General features: G+C 71.4%; 24 protein-coding genes and 1 pseudogene. 16 read left to right on the top strand and 9 right to left on the bottom strand.

Translation table 11 applies throughout. The features are described 5' to 3' along the window. Genes hisB through hisF form a run of 6 tightly spaced genes read left to right on the top strand, consistent with a single transcriptional unit; the run spans window position 1 to window position 3454 of the window. A complete protein-coding gene (gene hisB, locus ACFVVA_RS27240) occupies window positions 1-594 on the top strand; it encodes an imidazoleglycerol-phosphate dehydratase HisB (RefSeq protein ID WP_049650368.1) in 594 nt (197 codons plus the stop codon). Next, window positions 591-743, top strand: a complete 153-nt coding sequence (locus ACFVVA_RS27235) for a hypothetical protein (RefSeq protein ID WP_359908297.1) — start codon at window positions 591-593, stop codon at window positions 741-743. The genes hisB and ACFVVA_RS27235 overlap by 4 nt, the downstream gene beginning before the upstream one ends. A gap of 50 nt (window positions 744-793) precedes the next feature. Then, complete coding sequence (hisH, locus tag ACFVVA_RS27230) at window positions 794-1429, top strand: imidazole glycerol phosphate synthase subunit HisH (protein ID WP_359908295.1); 636 nt, start codon at window positions 794-796, stop codon at window positions 1427-1429. Between the two features lie 20 nt (window positions 1430-1449). Further along, a complete protein-coding gene (priA, locus tag ACFVVA_RS27225) occupies window positions 1450-2172 on the top strand; it encodes a bifunctional 1-(5-phosphoribosyl)-5-((5-phosphoribosylamino)methylideneamino)imidazole-4-carboxamide isomerase/phosphoribosylanthranilate isomerase PriA (protein ID WP_380548722.1) in 723 nt (240 codons plus the stop codon). Then, window positions 2169-2687 carry a RidA family protein gene (locus ACFVVA_RS27220; protein WP_387693443.1) on the top strand — a complete coding sequence of 173 codons (519 nt, stop codon included), beginning with the start codon at window positions 2169-2171 and terminating at the stop codon, window positions 2685-2687. Before priA ends, ACFVVA_RS27220 begins: the two co-directional genes overlap by 4 nt. Continuing rightward, window positions 2684-3454 (top strand): imidazole glycerol phosphate synthase subunit HisF, encoded by a 771-nt coding sequence (gene hisF, locus ACFVVA_RS27215; protein ID WP_387693442.1) that lies wholly within the window; start codon window positions 2684-2686, stop codon window positions 3452-3454. The genes ACFVVA_RS27220 and hisF overlap by 4 nt, the downstream gene beginning before the upstream one ends. A gap of 87 nt (window positions 3455-3541) precedes the next feature. Here hisF and ACFVVA_RS27210 read toward each other — a convergent pair whose 3' ends face one another. The 3 genes from ACFVVA_RS27210 to ACFVVA_RS27200 form a co-directional block, all read right to left on the bottom strand. Beyond that, complete coding sequence (locus tag ACFVVA_RS27210; protein ID WP_387693440.1) at window positions 3542-4321, bottom strand: VOC family protein; 780 nt, start codon at window positions 4319-4321, stop codon at window positions 3542-3544. Between the two features lie 176 nt (window positions 4322-4497). Further along, window positions 4498-5142 (bottom strand): TIGR03085 family metal-binding protein, encoded by a 645-nt coding sequence (locus ACFVVA_RS27205; RefSeq protein WP_387693439.1) that lies wholly within the window; start codon window positions 5140-5142, stop codon window positions 4498-4500. A 9-nt stretch (window positions 5143-5151) separates the two neighbouring features. Beyond that, the gene (locus ACFVVA_RS27200; RefSeq protein WP_387693438.1) at window positions 5152-5778 is read right to left on the bottom strand and encodes a TetR/AcrR family transcriptional regulator; all 627 of its coding nucleotides are present in this window, start codon (window positions 5776-5778) and stop codon (window positions 5152-5154) included. A gap of 111 nt (window positions 5779-5889) precedes the next feature. Between ACFVVA_RS27200 and ACFVVA_RS27195 the strand changes: the two genes are divergently transcribed. The 3 genes and pseudogenes from ACFVVA_RS27195 to ACFVVA_RS27185 all read left to right on the top strand — a co-directional run bounded on the left by ACFVVA_RS27195 (window position 5890) and on the right by ACFVVA_RS27185 (window position 7858). After that, on the top strand, window positions 5890-6558 hold the full coding sequence (locus ACFVVA_RS27195; protein WP_387693437.1) for a hypothetical protein: 669 nt from the start codon (window positions 5890-5892) through the stop codon (window positions 6556-6558). Window positions 6559-7038: 480 nt separating this feature from the next. Further along, window positions 7039-7218, top strand: a pseudogene (locus ACFVVA_RS27190) (DNA mismatch repair protein MutT); the annotation flags it as partial. A 151-nt stretch (window positions 7219-7369) separates the two neighbouring features. Further along, window positions 7370-7858: a GNAT family N-acetyltransferase gene (locus ACFVVA_RS27185; RefSeq protein ID WP_387693436.1), complete on the top strand. Its 489-nt coding sequence runs from the start codon at window positions 7370-7372 to the stop codon at window positions 7856-7858. A 73-nt stretch (window positions 7859-7931) separates the two neighbouring features. Here the strand turns inward: ACFVVA_RS27185 and alaS are convergent, their stop codons facing one another. The 6 genes from alaS to ACFVVA_RS27155 form a co-directional block, all read right to left on the bottom strand. Next, window positions 7932-10595: an alanine--tRNA ligase gene (gene alaS / locus ACFVVA_RS27180; RefSeq protein ID WP_387693435.1), complete on the bottom strand. Its 2664-nt coding sequence runs from the start codon at window positions 10593-10595 to the stop codon at window positions 7932-7934. Between the two features lie 229 nt (window positions 10596-10824). Next, a complete protein-coding gene (locus ACFVVA_RS27175; RefSeq protein ID WP_387693434.1) occupies window positions 10825-11493 on the bottom strand; it encodes an HAD family hydrolase in 669 nt (222 codons plus the stop codon). After that, a complete protein-coding gene (locus ACFVVA_RS27170; RefSeq protein ID WP_387693433.1) occupies window positions 11490-12041 on the bottom strand; it encodes an orotate phosphoribosyltransferase in 552 nt (183 codons plus the stop codon). Before ACFVVA_RS27170 ends, ACFVVA_RS27175 begins: the two co-directional genes overlap by 4 nt. After that, window positions 12038-12637: an LOG family protein gene (locus ACFVVA_RS27165; RefSeq protein ID WP_387693432.1), complete on the bottom strand. Its 600-nt coding sequence runs from the start codon at window positions 12635-12637 to the stop codon at window positions 12038-12040. The genes ACFVVA_RS27170 and ACFVVA_RS27165 overlap by 4 nt, the downstream gene beginning before the upstream one ends. Beyond that, window positions 12634-13506, bottom strand: a complete 873-nt coding sequence (locus ACFVVA_RS27160) for a hypothetical protein (protein WP_387693431.1) — start codon at window positions 13504-13506, stop codon at window positions 12634-12636. The genes ACFVVA_RS27165 and ACFVVA_RS27160 overlap by 4 nt, the downstream gene beginning before the upstream one ends. A 36-nt stretch (window positions 13507-13542) precedes the next feature. Then, entirely contained in the window at window positions 13543-14376 is an 834-nt protein-coding gene (locus ACFVVA_RS27155) for an aspartyl/asparaginyl beta-hydroxylase domain-containing protein (RefSeq protein WP_359910219.1), read from the bottom strand. A gap of 298 nt (window positions 14377-14674) precedes the next feature. Between ACFVVA_RS27155 and ACFVVA_RS27150 the strand changes: the two genes are divergently transcribed. The 7 genes from ACFVVA_RS27150 (at window position 14675) to ACFVVA_RS27120 (ending at window position 21152) form a co-directional block, all read left to right on the top strand. Beyond that, window positions 14675-16027: a tetratricopeptide repeat protein gene (locus tag ACFVVA_RS27150; RefSeq protein ID WP_387693430.1), complete on the top strand. Its 1353-nt coding sequence runs from the start codon at window positions 14675-14677 to the stop codon at window positions 16025-16027. Window positions 16028-16108: 81 nt separating this feature from the next. Continuing rightward, window positions 16109-16555: an NUDIX domain-containing protein gene (locus ACFVVA_RS27145; RefSeq protein ID WP_387693460.1), complete on the top strand. Its 447-nt coding sequence runs from the start codon at window positions 16109-16111 to the stop codon at window positions 16553-16555. 179 nt (window positions 16556-16734) lie between these two features. Next, entirely contained in the window at window positions 16735-17304 is a 570-nt protein-coding gene (locus ACFVVA_RS27140; protein WP_387693429.1) for a hypothetical protein, read from the top strand. 669 nt (window positions 17305-17973) lie between these two features. After that, complete coding sequence (gene hisI, locus ACFVVA_RS27135) at window positions 17974-18345, top strand: phosphoribosyl-AMP cyclohydrolase (protein WP_359910212.1); 372 nt, start codon at window positions 17974-17976, stop codon at window positions 18343-18345. A gap of 38 nt (window positions 18346-18383) precedes the next feature. Beyond that, window positions 18384-19907 (top strand): anthranilate synthase component I, encoded by a 1524-nt coding sequence (locus ACFVVA_RS27130; protein ID WP_387693428.1) that lies wholly within the window; start codon window positions 18384-18386, stop codon window positions 19905-19907. Window positions 19908-19927: 20 nt separating this feature from the next. Beyond that, window positions 19928-20449 (top strand): Uma2 family endonuclease, encoded by a 522-nt coding sequence (locus tag ACFVVA_RS27125; protein WP_387693427.1) that lies wholly within the window; start codon window positions 19928-19930, stop codon window positions 20447-20449. A gap of 118 nt (window positions 20450-20567) precedes the next feature. After that, the gene (locus ACFVVA_RS27120) at window positions 20568-21152 is read left to right on the top strand and encodes a TIGR02234 family membrane protein (protein WP_387693426.1); all 585 of its coding nucleotides are present in this window, start codon (window positions 20568-20570) and stop codon (window positions 21150-21152) included. The last annotated feature ends 125 nt before the right edge of the window (window positions 21153-21277 follow it).

The following is a 21277-nucleotide window of genomic DNA, read 5'->3' as shown; positions in this document are numbered from 1 at the left end:
ATGTCCCGCATCGGACGCGTCGAGCGCACCACCAAGGAGACCTCGGTCCTGGTCGAGATAGACCTCGACGGCACCGGGAGGACCGACATCTCCACGGGCGTCGGCTTCTACGACCACATGCTCGACCAGCTCGGCAGGCACGGCCTGTTCGACCTCACCGTCAAGACCGACGGCGACCTGCACATCGACACCCACCACACCATCGAGGACACCGCCCTCGCGCTCGGCGCCGCCTTCAAGCAGGCGCTCGGCGACAAGGTGGGCATCTACCGCTTCGGCAACTGCACGGTGCCGCTGGACGAGTCGCTCGCCCAGGTCACCGTGGACCTCTCCGGCCGGCCGTACCTGGTGCACACCGAGCCCGAGGGCATCGCGCCGATGATCGGCTCGTACGACACCACGATGACCCGGCACATCCTGGAGTCCTTCGTGGCCCAGGCGCAGATCGCGCTGCACGTCCACGTGCCGTACGGGCGCAACGCGCACCACATCGTGGAGTGCCAGTTCAAGGCGCTGGCCCGGGCGCTGCGCTACGCCGCCGAGCGCGACCCGCGCGCGGCCGGAATCCTCCCGTCGACCAAGGGTGCGCTGTGAGCAATACCGCGATGATCCTCATCTTCGTCGGCCTCTTCCTGGCCGGCGGAGTCATCTCCTTCTGGAAGCAGAAGCACTCGAAGAGCGTCATCCTGGTGCTCGCCTTCGGCTCCGTGATGTGCCTGGCCTCCGGCCTCCTGCGCCTGTAGACCCGCCGCCGGGACCCGCCGCCCGCCGCACAGAGACTGGACACCTGAACATGGGCAAGAACGTCGTCGTCCTCGACTACGGCTCCGGCAACCTCCGCTCGGCGCAGCGCGCCCTGGAGCGGACCGGAGCGGACGTCACCGTCAGCTCCGACTACGACACCGCGATGGCCGCGGACGGCCTGCTCGTCCCCGGCGTGGGCGCCTTCGAGGCCTGCATGCGCGGACTCAAGTCCGTCCGCGGGGACTGGATCGTGGGCCGCCGGCTCGCCGGCGGCCGACCGGTCATGGGCATCTGCGTCGGCATGCAGATCCTCTTCGAGAAGGGGGTCGAGCACGGCGTGGAGACGGCCGGCTGCGACGAGTGGCCGGGCACCGTGGAGCCGCTGGACGCCCCCGTCGTCCCGCACATGGGCTGGAACACCGTGGACGCGCCCGCGGAGAGCCGGATGTTCGCCGGCCTCGACCCGCAGACCCGCTTCTACTTCGTGCACTCCTACGGGGTGCGGCACTGGGAACTGGAGGCCCACAGCGCGCGGATCAACCCGCCGCTGGTCACCTGGGCCACCCACGGGCAGCCGTTCGTCGCGGCCGTCGAGAACGGCCCGCTCTGGGCCACCCAGTTCCACCCCGAGAAGTCCGGCGACGCCGGCGCCGCCCTGCTGACCAACTGGGTCAACACCCTCTGACTGTCTGAGAGTTGGATCTGATGAGCCTCGAACTGCTGCCCGCCGTCGACGTCCGGGACGGACAGGCCGTCCGCCTGGTCAAGGGTGCCTCCGGCACCGAGACCTCCTTCGGCGAGCCGCTCGCCGCCGCCCTCGCCTGGCAGAACGCCGGCGCCGAGTGGCTGCACCTGGTCGACCTGGACGCCGCCTTCGGCACCGGCTCCAACTACGAGCTGCTGCGCGACGTCACCGGCCGGCTGGACATCAAGGTCGAGCTGTCCGGCGGCATCCGCGACGACGAGTCGCTCGCCCGCGCGCTCGCCACCGGCTGCACCCGGGTCAACCTCGGTACCGCCGCCCTGGAAGCCCCGGAGTGGGTCGCCAAGGCCATCGCCGAGCACGGCGACAAGATCGCCGTCGGCCTGGACGTCGTCGGCACCACCCTGCGCGGCCGCGGCTGGACCCGCGACGGCGGCCAGCTCTTCGAGGTGCTGGAGCGCCTCGACCAGGAGGGCTGCGCCCGCTACGTCGTCACCGACGTCAACCGGGACGGCACCCTGACCGGCCCCAACCTCCAGCTGCTGCGCGACGTCTGCGCCGCGACCGCCAAGCCCGTGGTCGCCTCCGGCGGCGTCTCCTCGCTCGACGACCTGCGGGCCATCGCCTCGCTCGTCGGTGAGGGTGTCGAGGGAGCCATCGTGGGCAAGGCACTCTACGAGCAGAAGTTCACCCTCGAAGAGGCCCTGGAGGCGGTTTCAGGATGACGGATGGTCGGATCGTACGCGGCGAGGTCGAACACGGCGCGGTCGGGCACGGCGCGGCTGGGCACGGTGCGGTCGTGCGCGGCCGGGTCGGCGGATTCTCCCCCTGGGAGGACGAGTTCGGCTACTCCCGGGCGGTCGCCGCGGGGGACCACGTGCACGTGGCCGGCTCCACCGCCTGGGTGGACGGCCGGATCGAGCACGAGGGCGACCCGTACCGGCAGACCCTCGCCGCGTTCGGCGTCGGGCTCAAGGCCCTGGCCGCGTACGGTCTGACCATCGACGACGTGGTCCGCACCCGGATGTACATCACCCACGTCCGCGACGCCGAGGAGGTGGGCCGCGCCCACCGTGAACTCTTCGACGCCGCACGCCCGGCGGCCACCATGGTGGTGGTCGAGGGACTCATCGACTCCCGGATGATGGTCGAGATCGAGCTCGACGCCTACCGGTCCGGGCTGGCGAAGACCCTGGAAGCACTGGAAACCCTGGAAGCCCTGGAAGGCGAACAGCCGTGACCCTCGCAGTACGTGTCATCCCCTGCCTGGACGTCGACGCCGGGCGGGTGGTCAAGGGCGTCAACTTCCAGAACCTGCGCGACGCCGGCGACCCGGTCGAGATGGCCAAGCTCTACGACGCCGAAGGCGCCGACGAGCTCACCTTCCTCGACATCACCGCCTCCTCCGGCGACCGGGAGACCACCTACGACGTGGTCCGCCGCACCGCCGAGCAGGTCTTCATCCCGCTGACGGTGGGCGGCGGCATCCGTGCCGTCGAGGACGTCGACAAGCTGCTGCGGGCCGGCGCCGACAAGGTCGGCGTCAACACCGCGGCCATCGCCCGGCCCGAGCTGATCCGCGAGATCGCCAAGCGCTTCGGCCGGCAGGTCCTGGTGCTCTCGGTGGACGCCCGGCGCTGCCCGCCCGGGACGGAGACCGCGTCGGGCTACGAGGTCACCACGCACGGCGGGCGGCAGGGCACCGGCCTGGACGCCGTCGAATGGGCGGGCCGCGCCGCCGAGTTGGGCGCGGGCGAGATCCTGCTCAACTCGATGGACGCGGACGGCACCAAGGACGGCTACGACCTGGAGATGATCCGGGCCGTGCGCAAGGCCGTCTCGGTGCCGGTGATCGCCTCCGGCGGAGCGGGCAGGCTCGCCGACTTCGCGCCGGCCGTCGAGGCGGGCGCGGACGCGGTGCTGGCCGCCAGCGTGTTCCACTTCGGGGACCTGCGGATCGGCGACGTCAAGGGCGCGCTGCGCGAGGCCGGGTACCCGGTGCGCTGACGTTCGGCACGTGCGCTGAGGTTCCGCGCGCGTTCCGTGCGTGAGGAGGGCCCGCGGTTCCCGGAACCGCGGGCCCTCGCCGCACCCTCAGGACTCCTGGGGCTCGCCCTTGATCAGCGCGAAGGGAGCGCCGTTCGGGTCCGCCAGCCAGGCCAGCCGGCCGACGTTCTCCACGTCCGCGGCCGGCATCAGCACCGAGCCGCCGGCCGCCGTCGCCCTGGCGATCACCGCGTCCACGTCCTCGGCGGCGAAGTACGGCGTCCAGGCGGAGGGCTGCTCCGGGGACATCGTCGGGGCGATGCCGCCGAAGCTGGTGTCCCGCTGGTCGCCCTCGGCGGTGGAGAGCACCCGGTAGGTCATGCCCGGCGACGGCTCGAAGTTCTCCACCCGCCAGCCGAACAGCTGCCGGTAGAAGGCGAAGGCGCCGTCCGGGTCGGAGGTGTGCAGTTCGGCCCAGACCAGGGCGCCCTCCTCCGACACGGCGTCCAGGCCCTTGGTGTTGCCGGACTGCCAGACGGCGAACCGGGCTCCCTGCGGGTCCGAGAACTGTGCCAGTCGGCCCTCCTGCATCACGTCCATCGGCTCGACCAGGACCTTGCCGCCGGCCTGCCGGACGCCATTGGCGGTGGCGTCCGCGTCGGAGCTGCGGAAGTACGTCGTCCAGGTGGACGGGTCACCCTCGTTGAGCGAGCCGATCGCGCCGACGGTCTTCCCGTTCAGCTGGACGAAGCCGTAGCCACCGGTGTCGGGGATCTCCAGGAAGGTCCAGCCGAAGACCGTGCTGTAGAACGCGGCCGTGGCGGGGATGTCCGGGCTGCCCAGGTCGATCCAGCAGGGCGAGCCGATGGGGAAGTCGGTGGTGAGCATGGCGGTGTGCCCTTCGACGGACGGGACGGCCGGGCGGCCCGGGGCGGACCCCGGCCACCTGCGAGTCTGCACCCGGGCACTGACATCCGCAGCCGGGGAAGCCGCCCCACCCCTCCGGCCGGGCGGCGTCCGGCGCCGCGGTCCCCGGTGGCCCGGCGGAGGTGTGGTCCCGCGGTCTACCTCGGGGGCAGGGGAAGGACGTGGCGCAGGGCCTCGACGGCGTCGGAGGCACCGTCGACGGAGAGGGCGGCCAGGGCCCCGCGGCCGTAGGTGAAGAGCACCAGCTCACCGGGTTCGCCGGTGACCCGGACGGTGGCGGCTCCGGCCGGGCCGACGGTGAGGGAACGGCCGTCCGGGTGGGTGAGTGCCAGGCGGACGGGGGAGCGGCGGCCCGCCTCCAGGCGGGCGATGAGCGGGAGGCGGCGCCAGAGGGCCTCGGCGCGCCCGGGCGGCACGGGCTGAGCGGTCCAGTCCTCGGCCGCCCGTACGACGTCCTCGGCGTGGACGAAGTACTCCACGGTGTTCGCCGCCTCGTCCGCGCCGGGCAGGGCGAACGGGGAGTAGACCGGAGGCCCGGCCCGGAACAACCGCACCAGTTCTTCGTACGGCCGCTCGGCGTACCCGTCCTGCACCCGCCGCGTCCACCCGGCCAGCGCCCCGACCCGGATGCCGGCCGCCGCGTCGGGCCGGCGCTCCCGGACCACCAGGTGGGCGGCGAGGTCCCGGGTCGTCCACCCGGCGCAGAGCGTGGGCGCGTCCGGCCCGGCGGCGGTGAGGAGTTGGGCGAGCCGGTGGCGTTCGGCGAGGGCGTGGTTCGACATGCCGTCAGCCTAGGGGAGCGTCGCGATGCCGGCGCAGAGCAGGCGGACGCTTCGCGCGAACTTCTCGTCCTGGCTGTGGCGGGGTGTGGACGGGTCCATGAGGAGGGGGAACCGTTCGCGCAGGTCGGTGTAGAGCTCGGCGGTGACGGGTGGGGGTGTCGCGGGCTGGTTCTGTTCCTGGAGGACGAAGCCGGTGACGTGACTGAGCAGGGTGTCGGCGGCGATGTGGCAGTGGTCGGCGGGCAGGCCGGCGTCGAGGAGGGTGCGCAGGAGGCGTTCCATCAGGGAGAGGGCGCCGGTGCTGAGCATGCCGGGGCTCTCGGCGAGGAGTTGGGCGCCGCCGGGGTGCTGCTTGATGCTCAGGCGCAGGGCGGTGGCCTGGGCCTGTGTGCGGTCCTGCCAGGTGGCGGTGGGCGGGAGTGCGGTGAGGGCTCGGGTGCCGGCGTCGTAGGCCCGGAGACAGACCCGGTCGGCCATCAGGGCGAGGAGTTCGTCCTTGCCGCGTACGTGGTAGTAGAGGCTGCCCGCGTGGGCGTCGAGCCGGTCGGCGACCTGGCGCATGGACAGGTTCTGGTAGCCGACCTCGGCGAAGACGGCCATGCCCGCGTCGACGATGCGGTCCTTGGTGAGCTTCATGCCCCTCACCGTACAGCGTTTTCCAACACTGTTCGAAAACTGTGCTAGCTTTGCCCCGTCAAGTTTTCGAACGGTGTTGGAAAACGCCGGAGCCAGGGGGAGGAGCCGGACATGGGGGCGATCGTCTTCAACGTGACCACGGCCGCACTGATGGTCATGATGGTCAACTGCGGGCTCGGCGTGGTGGGCCGCGACACCCTGCGCGGACGGCCGCTCCCGTGGGCCGCGATCGCCCTGACCGCGGTCGCCGTCGCGGGCGTGCTGCTCCAACTCCTCTGGTCCGGCGCGATGGACGCACTGGACGCGGACCCCGCCAAGTCCGGCTGGTGGCGCGAGCTCACCTCGGTGTTCATGCAGAACGGCGGCCTGCTCGGCGGCCTGTGGAACCTCGTCACCCTCGCCGCCGTCGCCGCGCTCGCCCAGTGGTACTGGGGCGCTCCGCTCACCCTCGGCTTCTTCCTCGCCGGCATCCTGCTGCCCGGCCGCATCGACACCCTGCTCGGCCTCGGCGGCGGCCCCAGCACCGACCCGCGCAACTTCGCCGGCAGCTCCGGCGCCACCTACTTCCTCGGCGCCACCCTCGCCCTCGCCCTCCTCACCCGCACCCGCCTCCCCAAGGAGATCGCCCTCGCCGCCGGCGTCCCCGCACTGGGCCTCGCGATGTGGCTCGCCCAGGAGAACGGCCACGGGCTGGTCTCCGTCTACGGCTTCGCCCTCGCGGCGGCCGTCTGGGCCGTCCGCCGCCGCCTGCCCCGCCCGGCCCCCGGCCGGACGGCCTGACCCGCAGCCCGACGGCCGCTCGCGGCACGACGGCAACGATGGCAACGACGGCCCCGACCGGTTCGGTCGGGGCCGCCGTCCGCGCTGGTGGACGGACGGCGGGCAGGCACGAAGCAGACGGGAACAGGGCGCGGTCGAGGGCGGTCCGCCCTTGCCGGACTTTCCGATCGAGGAATATCGGGGCTACCCGATGGATAGGCTCCCGGGCCATGACCCCAGCCCATCTGGCCGGCCCTGACCTGGCACTGTGCAAGGTCGAACCGGAGGACGCCGCCGATCGACGGCCTCGACGCGGTGAAGGTGACGGTCCGGTCGGCCTCCCCGTCTGGTGGCGAGACGGTTCGGGGACGGTGAAGTCGGGCGTCGCTTCGGTTGGTGTGGCCTCTCGGCGCACCGAGAGGCCACACTCGAACTCCTGCTGCTCTTCACCCCGGGGTAGCGGCAGGACGTGGTGGAGGGCCGTTTCGGGCAGTGGCCGAGCAGGGACGGCCCGGTGAGCCGATCACCGGGACCGCAGTGTGTGAACTCAAGGAGGAGACCGGGTTCGTCGTCAGTCCTGAGGACCTGCAGTTCGCCCACGTCATCCACGGTGCGCGGGGAGTCGAGGCACCCAACGGTTTCCTGACCGTCGTCTTCGCCGCTCATCGCTGGTCGTTCGAGGTCGGGGCTGTGTTTGCAAAATTCAACCTGTGCTGCGAACGGGTGTTCGCGGCACAGCTGGCAGCCCTCCAGCCCCCGGTGAACACTTGATTTCGTGGCCACTCATTCAGCCCACTTCTCTGGGCCCCTCGGTCCCTTGGCCGCTCCCGTCGTGCAGAGGTTCTCTGAGGACGACTCGGTTGAGACGCTCACGCGCTTGCTTCATCGTGCCTACGCCGATCATGCGGCGGCCGGTCGGGTCTTCTTCGCGTCGTACCAGTCTGTGAAGGACACAGCCAGTCGACTGAGAAGGGGGGAATGCTGGCTGGCCCTACAAGGGGCCAACGTGGTGGGAACTGTGACGGTGGCGGCCCCGTACGCAGCCCCGGACGGTTACCCGGCTCCCGTTGGGGTGGGCTCGTTCTGGCAGCTCGCGGTGGATCCCACGTATCGGGGGACGGGCCTGGGGCAGCGGCTGTTGACCTTGGCGGAGGATCGCATCGTTGCGCTCGGTTCCACGGTGGCTGTCATCGATACGTCGGCCGAGGCCGTCGAGTTGGTCGGCTGGTACCGCAGGCGGGGGTACGCGCCAGTCGGGACGTGGCGGTGGGATGTGACCAACTACGAGAGCGTGGTCTTGCAGAAGGACTTGACGGCCTGAGGCGGAGGTGGCACGGGCCGGCGGGACCTCCCGGGGAGGGAAAGCCTCCAGCCCGTGCCAGGGCGGCCTGGCTCTACTGCCCGAGAACCTGGGTCGCGTCCTGGGCGGCCAGGGCGAGCGCTTGGTCGAGTGCCCCGGGGCGGCGTCCGCCGGCGCTGGCGACGGGGCCCTTGCCACCGGCTCCGCCACCGACCAGGCGGGCCGCCGGGACGAGGATCTGGCCGGCCTGGGCGCCGGTGTTGTGGAGGCTGTGGGTGATGGCGGCAGTGAGAAGAGCCTTGCCGTCGTGTTCGGTGCCGAGGATGACTGCAGCATGGTCGCTGCCCAGGATGTCGGCGGTGTAGGTGGCCAGGGTGCGGACTTCGTCGGGGCTGAGGTCGGCGACCTTCGCGGTGACGATCCGGCCGCCAGGGACGGTACGGGCGGAGGCGGCGAGCTGCTGGGCGCGGGTGCGGAGCTCGGTGTCGCGGAGGCGGGCGAGTTCCTGCTGGGCGGTGGTGAGGGCGTCGAGGCGCTTGCGGAGGGTGTCGGGGGCGTTCTGGGGGCGGGTGCCGAGGAGGGCGGAGAGTTCTTCGAGGAGACGGCGTTCGGTGTCGTGGTAGGTGAGGGCGTCGCGGCCGGTGAGGGCTTCGATGCGGCGCAGGTTGGAGCCGATGGAGGCTTCGCCGAGGATGCGGACGGGGCCGGCGTTCGAGCCGTGGGGGACGTGGGTGCCGCCGCAGAGTTCGCGGGAGAAGTCGCCGATGTCGACGATGCGGACCTGGTCGCCGTACTTCTCACCGAACAGGGCAGTGGCTCCGGCAGCCTCGGCCTCTGAGCGGGTGGCGTGCCAGATGTGGACTTCGGGGCCGTCGAGGAGGTGGTCGTTGACGAGGGCCTGGATGGCGGCGAGCTGGGTGGGGTCGAGGGCGGAGAAGTGGGCGAAGTCGAAGCGCAGGCGGCCGGCGTCGACGAGGGAGCCGTGCTGGCGGGCGTGGTCGCCGAGGGTGCGGCGGAGCATGGCGTGCAGGACGTGGGTGGCGGAGTGGGAGCGGGCGACGGCGTCGCGGCGCGGGCCGTCGACCAGGGCTTCGGCCTGCTCGCCGGCCCGGATCTCACCCTCGGAGACGCGAACGGTGTGCACGTGGAAGCCCTCCAGGCCGAGCCTGGTGTCCAGGACCTCCAGGAGCGCACCGCCGGTGGTGCGGATGGTGCCGCTGTCGCCGACCTGGCCGCCGGACTCGGCGTAGAACGGGCTGCGGTCCAGGACCAGTTCGAGCGTGCGGCCCTGGTCGGCGCCGGGCACGACGGTGCCGTCGGAGATGAGGCCGAGGACGGTGGTTTCGGTGTCGAGGCGGTCGTAGCCGACGAAGTCGGTGCGGCCGTGGCGGGCGGACAGTTCGCGGTAGGCGTCCTGGCGGCGCAGGGCCTCGGCGGTCTTGGCCTTGCCTCCGGCCTTGGCGCGCTTCTGCTGTTCGGCGAGCAGGGCGGTGAAGCGGTCCTCGTCGACGGTCAGGCCGGCATCGCGGGCGGCCTCGATGGTCAGCTCGACGGGGAAGCCGTAGGTGTCGTGCAGTTCGAAGGCGGTCTCACCGGTGAGGGCAGTGGAACGGCCCTCACGGCTGCGCGTGATGGCGGCGTTGAGCAGCCGGGTGCCCTGGGTGAGGGTGCGGGTGAAGGACTCCTCCTCGGCGATGACGACCTGCTCGATGAGGCTGGCCTGGTGGTGGAGTTCGGGCCAGACATCGCCGAGGTTGGCGATGACACTGGCAGTGGCCGGGGCGAGAGCGGGCTGGTCGATGCCGAGCAGACGGGCGTGCCGGATCGCCCGGCGCATCAGACGGCGTAGGACGTAGCCGCGGCCGTCCTTGGCGGGCAGGACGCCGTCCGCGATCAGGTAGGCGATCGAGCGGGCGTGCTCGGAGACAACCTGGAACGAGACCTTCTCCTTGCCGCTGCCGGAGCCGCTGCCCGGGTAGTCGCGGCCGGCGAGTTCCTGGACGGTGGTGAGGGTGGGCAGGAGGAGGTCGGTGCTGCAGACGTTCTCGACGCCTTGGAGGATCGCGGCGAGGCGGTCGAGGCCGAGGCCGGTGTCGATGCTCTGCTGGGCCAGGTTGCCGAGGATCGGGAAGGTGCCGTTGTCGTCGTCCTCGCCGCGCATGGACTGCATGAAGACGAGGTTCCAGATCTCGACGTACCGTTCGCCGTCGACGGCCGGGCCGCCCTCGCGTCCGAACGCCGGTCCGCGGTCGTAGTTGAGCTCGGAGGAGGGGCCGCAGGGGCCGGGGACGCCCATGTCCCAGAAGTTGTCCGCGCCGAGGCGCTGGATCCGATCGGCGGGGACGCCGATCTTGCGCCAGAGCTGTTCGGCCTCGTCGTCCTCCTGGTGGACGGTGATCCAGAGGCGGTCCTTCTCCAGGTTGTAGCCCTGGGTGAGGAGTTCCCAGGCGTAGGCGATGGCGTCGGCCTTGAAGTAGTCGCCGAAGGAGAAGTTGCCCATCATCTCGAAGAACGTGGCGTGCCGGTTGGTGCGGCCGACGTTGTCGATGTCGGAGGTGCGGGCGCACTTCTGGATGGTGGTGGCGCGGGGGTACTCCGGGGTGACCTCGCCCAGGAAGTAGGGCTTGAACTGGTTCATGCCGGCGTTGGCCAGCAGCAGGGTCGGGTCGGAGGGAATGAGCGGGCTGGACGGGACGTGGCGGTGGCCGCGCGTGGTGAAGAAGTCCAGGAAGGTGGAGCGGATCTGCGTCGAGCGCATGGCGGTAGGGCCCTCACGGAAGAGTCGCGGAGAGGTGGGGGGTGATCACACGCCGAGCCGGGCCGAGAACGAGGACTGAGTGGTTCTCAGTTCTCCAGCTCGGCGCAGATAGCTCGCGCCCCCACGGTGTAGACCATGACTCCGGTATTCCGTCGCTCTGAGGTGGCGCAGCCGACAGCGGACGCAACGGTGCGCTGCGACTGCGCCACCAACAGTAGCGGCTCCGGGGTCAAGATCGCTTGGAGTTGTCCTCCTGACGGCCGATGCCGACCAGGAGGGGCAGGACGAAGGCGGCGTGGTCGGCGCGGGGCATCACGAGGTGGGCTCCGGCCCGGGTGAGCGCTTCAGGGCCGGCGAAGCCCCAGCCGGCTCCGACGGCGGTGACGCCCGCGGCGTGGGCGGCGTGGATGTCGGTCTCGGTGTCGCCGACGAAGATGCCCGCTCTCGGGGTGACGTCGAGCCGCTCGAGGGCGAGCAGCACGCCGTCAGGGGCGGGCTTGGGCTGGGCGTCCTCGTAGCAGACGACGGTGTCCAGCTGGTCGAGGATGTCCTGCGGCAGCAGCCAGTTGACCCGTTCGCGGCTTCTCAGGGTGACGACACCGGTGCCGACTCCCGCCTCGCGGAGCGCGGCGAGGGTTTCGGCGACGTAGGGGAACACCTCGGCGGTCAGGGTGGCCGTGGCGCTCGCCGCGGCCCAGCCATCCTCGTTGATCGGTCCGTCCAGCCCGAGGTCGGACAGGACGTACTCGCGCGGGGTGGTCGCGGCGGCGGTAGGGAGGTCGGCGACGGTCACCCGCCTGCCGAGCGCGGCGGTCGCATAGCCTGCCAGGGTGGCGAGTTGGGCGTCCCGGCTGTCGACGAGGACGCCGTCGAGGTCGAAGAGCACGGCCCGCTTCACGCGGCACCGCCCGCCCGGGGCGCCGGCAGGTCGGCCTCGGTGAACAGCGAGTTCAGGGTGACGCGGTGCTCGGCCAGCAGCGTCCGGCCGCCGAGCGGGCGCTCAAGGACGCAGAGCGCGTGGGTGACCGGTCCGCCCACCATCCGCAGGATGCGTGCCATGTGGAGCAGTTGGGCGCCGGAGCGGACCACGTCGTCGACGAGGACGATGCGGCGGCCGTCGATGGGAAGGCCCTCGACCTGGTGGAACGATCCGTAGCCCTTGGGCTTGCGGCGCACGAAGACGGCGGGCAGGCCGGTGGCGGCGGACAGCGCCACGACGAGGGGGACGCCGCCGAGTTCGATGCCGGCGAGCACCTGGGCGTCGTCGGGGACGAGGTCGGCCATGGCGGTGGCGGTGTCGCGCAGGAGCGCGGGGTCGGAGGCGAGCCGGTACTCGTCGAAGTACGCGTCGAGCCGGCCTCCGTCGGCGAGCTTGAACGGGGCGTTGACGCACGCGGTTTCGGCGAGTCGGGCGGCGAGGCCGTCCGACGGGGTGCGGGTGATCATGCTCCTCCGATCGGGGTGGTGTCGAGCGAGGCCAGGTGGGCGCGGAAGGCGTCGGCGGACTCGGCGGTGGCGAGGAAGCCGAGCGGCCGGGTCGGGGTCTCGTACAGCCACCGCTCCTCGCGCAGGAAGGCGAGCAGGCGCAGGGCCGCCGCGCCCGCGAGACAGACCGGCACGGGCCGGATGGTGGTCGCGTAGTAGAGGGCAGCGGTCAGCTCGTGGAGGGTGCCGACTCCGCCGCCCATGGCGACGACCAGGTCGGCGTTCTCCAGGTAGTGGTTGAGGCGGGCGCCGGGGTCGGGCAGGTGGACGGACAGGGTGGTGTGGGGGTTGAACGCGCCCCACTCGTCGTGCTTGCCGGTCAGGGTGACGGCGGCGACCGTGGCTCCCTGGCCTCCGGCTCCGCGGGCGGCGGCCTCCATGAGCCCGTTGTAGCCGCCGTGCAGGAGCTGGTAGCCGGCGTGGGCGAGGGCCCGGCCGATCTCCTCGGCCAGCGTCTCCTCCTGGGCGGAGGCGGGGACGACGCCGCCGAAGAAGACGGCGGTCAGGCCCTCGCGGGCCCGGCTGGCGGCCGGGCCCGCGAGGTGGAGTGCGTTCACACCAGCTCCTGGTAGGTGCGGTAGGCGGCGACGGCGTCGTGCAGGCCGTCGAGCGCCTGCGGGCAGGCCCGCTCGGCCAGGGCGAGCACCCGCTCGATCGCCTCGGTGACGTCGACCGCCTCCGGGACGGCCGGGCCGCTGATCGCGGCGTCCAGGTCGCCCAGGCAGGCGCGGCCGATCGGGGTGACGGCGATCTCCTCGCGCAGCTGGTACCAGCCCCAGAACCGGGAGGCGGGGGCCAGGGCGGTCTTGATCAGGTCCTTCGTGGCCGTGTGCAACCGGTGCCACTCGGAGTACGCCACGAACCGCTGGCCGCGCTTGATCCGCTTGTGCAGGAGAACGGCCAGCACCAGGTGTTCGATCAGCAGCTCGACGCAGGAGCGCGGCCGGGCGAGGAAGGCGGCGGCGAAGCTCTCGGCCGCCGCGACGTCCGGCGCGGCGACCGGTCCGGGCCGGCGGTCGAGGAGGACGGCAGTGCTGACCGTCTCCTGCAGCCGCGGGATCCGGGAGGCCGGCGCGACGTAGAGGTCGATCTGGTGGAGCTTGCCCTCGTCCGGGACGAGGAAGACCATCCCGACACCGCCGAGGTCGGCGACGATCGTGTCGCGCCAGCCGGGCAGCAGGGCGCCGGCCTCGACCGGCATCAGGGTGTCCAGGGCCTCGACGAACGACGGGAAGTGGGCGTCGTGGACGCCGGCGACGAAGTCGACGTCGGACAGACGGTCGGCGGTGCCGTGGGCCAGCGACCCTCGGACCATCAGGTGGGTCACCGCCGGGGAGGTGGCCAGGACGTCGGCGAGCTTCGACAGCAGCGGCAGCTGCGCGGGCCGGTTGGCCTGGGTGATCGCCGCCAGTTGCAGGGTGGGCATGCGCTTCTTCCTTCCGGGCGTAGGTGCGGGCTGGGATCAGGCGGGGATCGCGAGGAGGCGGCGCTTGGCGGTCTCCCAGCGCGTCGCGGCCTCCATGTCGCCGAGGGAGGTGTGCAGTTCGGCGATCAGGTCGTAGACCGTGCCTTCCGGCAGGGCGTACGTGTAGAAGAGCCGCAGCAGCATCCGCTCGGCCGCCTCCGTGTAGCCGAGGGTGGCCATGTTGCGGGCGTTCTCCAGCCGCGCGGCCAGGACCGTCTGGTCGGCGACGGGCAGCGGCTCCGCGACCACCGGGCTGAGCGCGGGACGTCGGGCCAGGTGGCGGTAGGCGTCGTCGGCGTACACGTCGGCGATCAGGTGGATCCGGTCCGGGCCGAGCAGGTTGCACACCCCGTGGGCGTAGGTCGGAGTGAGCCGCCAGATCCGCCCGCCCGTCATGTGCACCTTGGTGCCGCCGGTGACCAGGAAGGCGGACCTGTTGGTGTGCAGCGGGATGTGCAGCCGGTGCCGCTCGACCTGGTCGAGCTCGTCGTAGTCGCGGTGCTCCCAGAGGAAGGCGTTGCCCTCCAGCCGGGCGAGCCGCACCCACATGAAGTCCAGGCCGAGGTCGGCCAGGAACGCGGCGGTGGCCGGCATCCGGCCCAGCAGGTCGGTCGGACGGGCGGCGCAGTCGCCGATCGTCACGTCGGCGGCGTCGCCGGAGGCGTTCATCAGCGAGGTGGTCCACCAGCCGCCGGACTGGTAGGCGCCGTACTCCTCCTTCCAGGGGGCCTGGGCGGTCAGGGCTTCGTGGCGCATCCGCTCCAAGGGGGCGGAGTCCACGGCGTCCAGCTGGGCGATCTGCCCGGCCAGAGCGGTCAGGGTGTTGTCCATCGGTTCCCTCCTGTTCCGGCTTTCGGCATGGCGAGCCGGAGGGCACGTGGTGCTGGATGAATCGGATCGGGCGCCGCTGCCGGCACACCTGATCCCACGCTTCGCTGTCGGGAGTGCATGGACAGCGACGTGGTGGTCGGGATGGCGGCGCCGGGTGTGGCACCGACAGGGGGCCGGGTTTGCGGGAGGTGGTCCCGGCAGGCACTGTTCAGTGAACCGATCCAGGGGCACGATGGGTAGGCGATTCGACACGTAGAGTGGTTTACGCGGTTTACTGCTCCAAGTCGGAGGATCGGTCGTGGCCACGTTCAAAGAGCCCAATCACCGCCTCAGGGAGGCTATTTCAGCCGCCGGATGTACCTATGAGTCGTTGGCGGGCGCGGTGCGGCGGGTCGGTGCGGAGAATGGCGAGAGCTTGTTGACCAACAAGTCCGCCGTGGCCCACTGGATCAATGGCGCACAGCCGGCCGGGCAAGTAGGTCAGTACATCGCGGAGGCGCTGTCCCGTCGCTCCGGGCGCCGCGTCACCCTCGCCGAACTCGGCTTCGCGAGCCCGGAAGAGTCGTTGGCGGCGAGTATCGATCCAGTGGAGGCGGCCGCCAACCTCGGTCGCGCCGATGTGGAGCGTCGGACCTTCCTGGCTGCTGCTGCCTTTACCACCACCGGAGTGGCGATGCCGCTGCTCTACGACCCCGAACCGGTTTCGCGTCTGATGCGAGCTCGAACCGGCATGGCGAGGGTGGGCGAGCTGGAAGTCGAAGTCGTCCGACAGATCACGGCAGTGTTCAGCGCGGCGGACGAACGGCTCGGCGGCGGGCATGGACTGACGACCGTGACCGCCTATCTTGCCGACACGGCAGCCCCGATGCTCAATGGCCGTTTTCCTGACGAAGATACGCGGCGTCGGGCCTTCGGGGCGGTCGCTGAACTTGCCTACCTTGCGGGGTGGAAGCACCATGATCTCGGCCAAGAAGGCGCGGCCCAGCGCTACTACCAGGTCGGCTACCAGCTCGCTGTCGAGGCCGATCCTCATGGTCATGCCGGTTGGATGATGCGTGCCCTGGCCCACCAAGCGCTCAGCCTCAAGCTGTCCAACCACTGTGTCGCGCTGATCGAGAACGCGCTCACCCGAAGCATCGGACGGGTGGACAGTAGGACCGAAGCGTTGCTCCACATCACCCATGCACGCGCTTTTGCTGCAATCCGTGATAAGCCTGCGGCAGCCAAGGCGCTCCTCGCAGCGGAGAACTCGCTTACCCGTGGCGGCGATCAGCAGCCGAGCTTCTCGCTCGTCAGTGGACCGGCAGCCGGCACCGTCGCCAGCCATACGGCGCGTACTCTCACTGATCTTGGAGATCACGTGGGAACGGAGCGGCAGCACCGTGCCGCATTGATCCGTTGGGACGCCGAGAAGTACAGGAGAGTCCATGCCCTCACCTATGCCGATCTCGGCGACAGCGTGGAGGCGCAGGCGCGGGCGGACGAGGCGGTGGCGATCTGGGGGCGGGCGCTCGATCTGATGGAAGGTATGACTTCGGATCGGACGAGAAAGGCGATCTCTTCGATTCGCCCACGCTTGGCGGTCTACCGTAGGCGTGGTGTCCCAGGAGCCGTTGACTTGGAACGCCGCGTACGCGAGGCACTGACATGACAGCCGCACCGCAGGAAGGACCCGACCGACGTGGCTCACTCGACCGTTGATCAGAGCACTCTCGAACCGGCCACGGAGTCGATGACCTTGCTGGTCGCGGCTGTCATCGTCCATGATCTCGAAGCCCAGCGGGTCGTTCTCCTGCGGAGAGGGCCCAAGGCGAAGTTTGCGCAGGGCATGTGGGATCTGCCGGTTGGCAAGAACGAACCCGGCGAGCCGATCACGGAGACCGCGGTGCGTGAGCTCAGGGAGGAGACAGGACTCGTTGTCAGCCCTGACGATTTGTGCCTGGCCCACGTCATCCACGGGGCCCGGGGCGTCGAGGCGCCCAACGGCTTTCTGACCGTCGTCTTCGCCGCTCATCGGTGGTCCGGCGAACTTGCCAACGGGGAGCCTGACAAGCACTCGGAAGTGGCGTGGGTCGGTGTCGATGCCGTACCGGACGAATTTGTCTCCACCACTAAGGGGGCACTGATCAGCTACCTCGGCGATGGTCCGAGCATTTCCCTCGACTCATGGCAGGGTTGACTGCGGTGTGGGCTCTCGGCATGCCGAGAGCCCACACCGGAATCCCGTCCATCTGAATAGCTTTTGTTCTCCTGAGGGAGTGTCCCACGGCATCGCTGCAGGTGTGGATGGCAGCCCGGATGAGGGGAGTTCGGCGAACTGCCTGCCGGGGAGGGGACGGGTGGGCCATCCTCGTGGCCATGACCTCCGAGCAGTCGCCGTCCGCAGGCGGGCCCCGCCCGTCCCGCGGCCTGGTCCTCACCGTCGCCGCCGTGCTGGTCGTCCTGCTCGCGGTGGTGGCCACCGCGGTGCTGTGGCCGGACGACAAGAAGCCGGCCGCCGCGCCGCCGCCGCCCACGCCGACTCCCACGGCCACCCAGACACCGACACCCACCCCTACGCCCACGCCGCAGCCGCCGTACGCGTTCTTCCCGGTCGGCGCCTGCTTCGACCACCCGCAGCTGAGCCCGGTGATCACAAAGCCCGAGGAACGCCCCTGCGCCGGCGACCACGACGGCGAGGTGATCGCCGACCTCAAGCTCGCGGACGGCATCACCGGCGACATTCCGCTCGCGCTCGCCATGCGGGACGGCTGCAAGGAGGCCGAAGCCGCCGCCAAGGCCCGGCAGGGCGACGGGAAAACCTACTACGGCCGCCAGTTCGGCCCGGCGACCGCCAACTACCAGCAGGGCTGGCGCGACTACACCTGCACCCTGACCGCGAGCAACAAGCAGGGCGGCCCCAAGCTCACCTGGCAGCTGCACCCGTAGCGGACTCGTTGTCGGAGGCCGTCGCCCTTCTGCTTTCGGAGCTGGTTCGCTTCTTCGGCCCGCCGGCCCGCCGGCCCGCCGGCCCGCCGGCCCGCCGGCCCGCCTCGCGCGGGCGAGGCGGGCGGGGTGGGTAGTTCTTTCGGTGGTGCCCCTCGGATGCATCCGAGGGGCACCATCAATATTTTTTGAGTCCAGTCGTAATTTTTAGGCCGGGCTCATTGGGCTCTGGCTATGGGTCTGCTCATCGGATTTGCGCTGGTCCTCCACGGGGGAGGGGCCAAGGCGGTCGCCTTCCTCGAGGTGGTTTGGCCCGTGCGCCCCGCTGATGGAGCGGGGTGCACGGGCTCTCAGATATGAGGCCTCCTGGCCGGTGCGAGCTAATTCGGTGGCGATTGTTTCTCTTCTCGGGGTGCCTCTCTCCTCGGTGCATCGAGGAGAGAGGCATCCCGATCTTCTGTAGATTTCTTGTTTTCGAGAGTTTTGCGCTTTCTTCTCTTTTGTGGGCGAGTGATCTGATTGTCTCTCATTTATTGAAATTGCTTTTTCTTGGATGTGAGGGGAGTGCTGCGTGCAGGGCGAACAGGGGGCCGGGGTCGGCCGAGGGCGGCGCTCCGGCGCAGGGAGCGCCGCCCCGCAGGGCAGCCGGGGCGGGCTGACACAATGGTGCTCATGTCCACCACACCCGCCGCCCCCGGCAGCACCGCCCTCGCACCCGAGATCGCCGCGCGGCTCAAGCGCTCCGAGGACGGGCTGGTCCCGGCCATCGCCCAGCAGTACGACACCGGCGAGGTGCTGATGCTCGGCTGGATGGACGACGAGGCGCTGCACCGCACCCTGACCACGGGCCGCTGCACCTACTGGAGCCGCAGCCGCCGCGAGTACTGGGTGAAGGGCGACACCTCGGGCCACGTCCAGGCGGTCAAGTCGGTGGCCCTGGACTGCGACGGCGACACCCTGCTGGTGAAGGTCGACCAGACCGGTGCGGCCTGCCACACCGGCGACCGCACCTGCTTCGACGCCGACGTGCTCCCGCTGTCCTGACCCCACCCCGTCCACAACTCCAGAAGGTGCCGCCCGTCATGGATCTCGAAGCCTTCCGCAAGCTCGCCGTCGACACCCGGGTCATCCCGGTCACCCGCAGGCTCCTCGCGGACGGCCTCACCCCGATCGGCCTCTATCGCAGCCTCGCCGAGGAGCGCCCCGGCACCTTCCTGCTGGAGTCCGCCGAGCAGGGCCGCAGCTGGTCGCGCTACTCCTTCGTGGGGGTGCGCAGCGCCGCCGCGCTCACCGTCGGCCCGGACGGCGGGGCGCGCTGGCTCGGCAGCCCGCCGGTCGGCATCCCCACCGCCGGCGACCCGCTGGAGGTGCTGCGCGCCACCCTGCAGGCCCTGCACACCCCGCGCCGGCAGGACGACGGCCTGCCGCCGCTCACCGGCGGCCTGGTCGGCTACCTCGGCTACGACATCGTCCGCCGGCTGGAGAAGCTGCCCGACCTCAACCCGGACGACCTGGGCCTGCCCGAGCTGACCATGCTGCTCGCCACCGACCTCGCGGTGCTCGACCACGTCGACGGCACGGTGCTGCTGATCGCCAACGCCGTCAACCACAACGACCTGGCCAGCGGCGTGGACGAGGCCTGGGCGGACGCGGTGGCCCGGCTGGACGCGATGGAGGCCGAGCTGTTCAAGCCGGTCGACCCGGGCCTGGCCACCTTCACCCCGGCCGGCCCCGGCGAGGTGCACTCGCCGTTCGGCGGCGAGCCGTACCGGGCCGCGGTGGAGGAGATCAAGGAGCGGATCCGGGCCGGCGAGGCCTTCCAGGTGGTGCCCTCGCAGCGCTTCGAGGCGCCCTGCCCGGCCTCCGCGTTGGACGTCTACCGCGTGCTGCGCACCACCAACCCCAGCCCGTACATGTACCTGTTCCGCTTCCCCGGCCCGGACGGCGGGACCGAGGGCGGCTTCGACGTGGTCGGCTCCAGTCCGGAGGCGCTGGTCAAGGTCAGCGACGGCGAGGCGATGCTGCACCCGATCGCCGGCACCCGGCACCGCGGCGCCACCCCGCACGAGGACGCGGAGCTGGCCGCCGAGCTGCTCGCCGACCCCAAGGAGCGGGCCGAGCACCTGATGCTGGTGGACCTCGGCCGCAACGACCTCGGCCGGGTCTGCGAGCCGGGCAGCGTCGAGGTGGTCGACTTCATGCACATCGAGCGCTACAGCCACGTGATGCACATCGTCTCGACGGTGACCGGCAAGGTCGCCCCGGGGCGCACCGCCTTCGACGTGCTGACCGCCTGCTTCCCGGCCGGCACCCTCTCCGGCGCGCCCAAGCCCCGGGCGATGCGGATCATCGAGGAGCTGGAGCCCACCCGCCGCGGCCTGTACGGCGGCTGCGTCGGCTACCTGGACTTCGCCGGGGACTCGGACACCGCGATCGCGATCCGCACCGCCGTGCTGCGCGGCGGCACCGCGTACGTGCAGGCCGGCGCGGGCGTGGTCGCCGACTCCGACCCGCACGGCGAGGACACCGAGTGCCGGAACAAGGCGGCCGCCGTGCTGCGGGCGGTCGCCACCGCCAATACGCTGCGGAGGCCGGAACTGTCCTGAGGTGCGAGGAGGCGGCCGGGATGCCCGAGGTGCCGTACGACGAGCTGCGCTGGGCGGTCGTGCTCGGCGCCGCCGGGCAGCTCGGCGAGCAGCCGGCGGGCCACGGCCGGGTGCTCTCCGGGGTGGCGGTCGACTTCCCGGGGGTACCCGGCGCACCCGCGCCCGACTCCGCACCCGCACCTGATCCGGGGTCGGGTTCCGTATCCGTGCCCGAACCCGGCACGGTGCTCGCCCCGGACCTGGCCGTGCTCGCCCGGGACGCGGTGCGGGGCGGGCGGGGCCGGTTCGCCGCGGCCGGGGTCGAGGCGGTGCTGGAGGTGGCCCGGCCCGGCCTGGCGGAGGCGGCGAGGGCGTACGCGCGCAGCGGCGTGCCGCTGTACGTGGTGGTCGATCCGGTGGCGGCGGTCTGCACCGTGCACACCGCGCCGTCCCCCGAGGGGGTGTACCGGGAGGCGGAGCGGGTGCCGTTCGGCAACGACCTGTTCCTGCCGCTCGGCGGCCGGACGGTGGTGCTGCGGACGGACGACTTCCCCACGCCGTGACCCACCCTGTCCGCGACGCCGTGACCCACCCCGTTCCCCGCCCGGTTCCCTTCCCGTTCCCCACCCCGTTCCCCACCCCGGGTACGGACCAGGGCGTCGGCCGGGGGATAGTGGACGGGTGACTGAGCAGACCCCCGCCCCCGCCAAGCCCGGCCGCCGCACCCTCGGCGTGATGCTGCTGCTGACCGTGCTGAGCGCCGTGCTGGTGCTGACCGCGGTCGGGCGGACCTGGGCCGAGGGCCGGGCCGGCACCCTGGACGTGTCCGTCAGCGGCGGGAAGATCTCCGAACTGCCCGGCGGGCTGGCCCTGGTGGGCCTCGCCGCGGCCGTCGCGGTGTTCGCGGTGCGCGGCGTCGGACGGCTGGCGGTCGGCGCGCTGACGCTGCTGGCCGGGCTGGGCGTGGCCGCCGCCTCGGTGGCCGGGGCGGGCGACACCGCCGCGCTGGACACCGAGGCCGCCCGCAAGCTGGCGCTGACCGGCTCGGCGGCCACCGAGGTCTCGCACACCGCCTGGCCCTGGGTCGCGCTGGTCGGCGGGCTGCTGCTCGCGCTGGCCGGACTGCTCACCCTGCGCTACGGCCGGGGCTGGCCCGCGATGGGCAGCCGCTACGAGGCGCCGACCCGCAAGGCCCCGGCGAAGACCGACACACCGGGGGACCTGTGGAAGGCCCTGGATCGGGGCGAGGACCCGACCGCGGTGTGAGCTGCGCGCATGTGACGCGATAGACCCGCCACCCGCTTTGGGCCACCGGTGTGTGGCCCGGCACAATGGAACCCGTCAACCCGCCGGCGGCCCCGCAGGCCCGGCCGGGCCCCGAGAGCCAAGGA

Source organism: Kitasatospora sp. NPDC058048 (assembly GCF_042885555.1).
Classification (GTDB): domain Bacteria; phylum Actinomycetota; class Actinomycetes; order Streptomycetales; family Streptomycetaceae; genus Kitasatospora; species Kitasatospora lactacystinica.
This window is presented reverse-complemented; position numbering and strand designations above follow the sequence as displayed.